General features: G+C 69.2%; 3 protein-coding genes. 2 read left to right on the plus strand and 1 reads right to left on the minus strand.

What is annotated here, in order from left to right; all coding sequences use genetic code 11:
- The first annotated feature begins 22 nt into the window (after positions 1 to 22).
- Both GAS53_RS58755 and GAS53_RS54735 read left to right on the plus strand, forming a co-directional pair.
- Positions 23 to 178: a DUF6186 family protein gene (locus tag GAS53_RS58755; protein WP_225859734.1), complete on the plus strand. Its 156-nt coding sequence runs from the start codon at positions 23 to 25 to the stop codon at positions 176 to 178.
- A 35-nt stretch (positions 179 to 213) separates the two neighbouring features.
- Positions 214 to 564 carry a DUF6256 family protein gene (locus GAS53_RS54735; protein WP_151485283.1) on the plus strand — a complete coding sequence of 117 codons (351 nt, stop codon included), beginning with the start codon at positions 214 to 216 and terminating at the stop codon, positions 562 to 564.
- Positions 565 to 833: 269 nt separating this feature from the next.
- Here GAS53_RS54735 and GAS53_RS54740 read toward each other — a convergent pair whose 3' ends face one another.
- Positions 834 to 2,048, minus strand: coding sequence for an acyltransferase family protein (locus tag GAS53_RS54740; RefSeq protein ID WP_151485284.1), 1,215 nt, complete (start codon positions 2,046 to 2,048; stop codon positions 834 to 836).
- Positions 2,049 to 2,175 lie beyond the last annotated feature (127 nt).

Here is a 2,175-nt window from a genome sequence, read left to right on the forward strand (position 1 = left end):
CGCCTGGGAAGGCATCGGCCTGCTGCGGCCGGACGACGGCTTCCCCACCCTCAGCGACGCAACCGGTGCCGTCATGAGCTACCCCGTAGGCCGCTGGGCCCTGTTCACCCTGTGGCTGTGGTTCGGCTGGCACACCTTCGTCCGCGGCTGGCACTTCCTTCTCCAAGACCCCTCCTGAGAGCGAATCACCACCCGGAGCCGGCCACGCTGCCCGTGTCCCTCAACATCACGCTCATGCTGACCGGCTATCTCCTGGTCATGGGCTATCTCGGCCTCGGCCTGCTCATCATGCGCCGCCGCCCGACCAGACCCTGGAGCCCTGCGCGACGGCTCGCGCCGGCACCGGCCAGGCGCGGATGCCCCGCACTGGTCCGCCAAGTCACGGGCACCGCGCTCGGCGGATACATGATGCTTGTGGCCGTGGCGGTCGGCTACTACCACGGCGTCGCTCACCTGGGAGGCCGATTCCTTTCGAGCGCGGTCACGGGCCCCGCACTGCTGGTGGGCATCTCCCTGCCCGCGTTCCTTCTCGCCTCATGGCTCGCCACACGCCGACGCCGGTGAGACCCGGCCACCGGCGGGCCGTGGTAGATCCGTTGTCTCTGTCCCACGTCCTGCAGCTTCGATCGCCTCATCGGCTCCGCTCAAGCGCCGGGCGGTTGACCTCATGGTGTGCAGAGAGCGCGCCCCAGCGCCAGAGCGCCGTGTGCGAACGAGCCCGGCCCCGGCAGTCGGGGGACTCTCCCAGCCCAGGAACCATCCCGCGCTCAACCTCATTCAGGCGCGCCCACCGATCTGTGCTGGGGCAACATGCCTGCGGCTTCCGGGGGGCGTCACAGCACCTGCCGGAGCCCTGGCGGCCGGCGCAGCGCGGCTGCCAGCAGGAAGGCCGTCGGTGCGGCGAGGACAGACACCGTGGCCCACAGAGCCGTGGCGGTCAGGCCGCAGTCCGCGAGGTAGTACTGCAGGATCACGACGAGCGGGAGATGCACGATATAGACGGTGTACGAGCCGGCGGCCAACTCGCGTGACAGGCGGTTGCCGCCGGTGATCGTCTCGCGGAACAGTGTGAGCAGTCCGACGCTCAGGGCGACACAGAGGGCGCTGTCGTACGCCGCCCACAGGGCGGAGGGGCCGTTCAGGCCGCCGGGGCCAAAGCAGGGGGCGTCCGCGCCGACGGCGAACAGCAGGGCCACGCCCAGCAGGCCGCCGGTCAGCCACAGCCAGCCGGTGCGGGCGTCGAAGCGATCGAGCCAGCCGCGGCGCTGGGCGAGGACGCCGAGAGTGAAGAAGGCGGCGTACTGCGGGAGTCGGGCGGGCTCGACCTGGAGGAAGTCCAGGAACGGCACCCACGTGTCCAACTGGTAGTGGAGGCGGACGGCGAAGGTGGCGGCGGCGATCGCGGCAGTGAGGCAGAGCAATTGGCAGTGGCCGGGTGCGGGCCTGTCGTCGCGGCTTCGGCCGGCTCGGCGCCGCCTGAAAAGTCGGGCGGCCTGGCGGCAGAGGACGTACAGGACGCTGCAGGCGAGCAGGTTCTGAATGAACCACAGGTGGCCGAACTGCAGGTCGGGCCATGACGGACCGGTCCAGTCGGCCGGCTCGTCGCCGAGTCCCAGGTAGACGTCGGTGAAGTAGCGGGGGAAGGAGGTGGGCGGGTAGCCGCGGTAGTGGACGTAGTACGCGTACATCAAGCCCGGCACGATGGTCAGCGCGCCGACCAGTAGGGGTACGCCGAGGCGCAACAGACGGCCCGTCAGGAAGGCTCGGGCACCTCGGCGGTCGTACGAGCCCGGGACGAAGACCGCGGAGGCGAAGAAGAACAGGCTCATGAAGAACGCCCCGTCGACCGCGGACAGCGTCGCGAGGGCGCCGGTGCGCGGCTGGCCTTCGACATACCACCAGTCGGCGGGGCCGTAGGGCTGGACGGCGTGGTGGACGACGACCAGAACGGTCAGGGCGATGCGGAGGTTGTCCAGCCAGGCGAGGCGGTGTGCCGCCGGGGCTGGTGAACGCGACTGCTCGGACAGTAAAGAAGAGGGAGTGTCCATGCGTTCATTTTTGTAAACGCGCGTACACACCGCACTGGTGCTAGTGTCCTGCGCCAGTAGTTGATCGTTAGTAGTTGCGTGACTTCTGCTGCTGGTGCGTCAGTTCCTCGTCGGGGCCCGAAGCTTG

The sequence above is a fragment of the Streptomyces albicerus genome (assembly GCF_008905045.1).
In the GTDB taxonomy this organism is placed as follows: Bacteria; Actinomycetota; Actinomycetes; order Streptomycetales; family Streptomycetaceae; genus Streptomyces; species Streptomyces albicerus.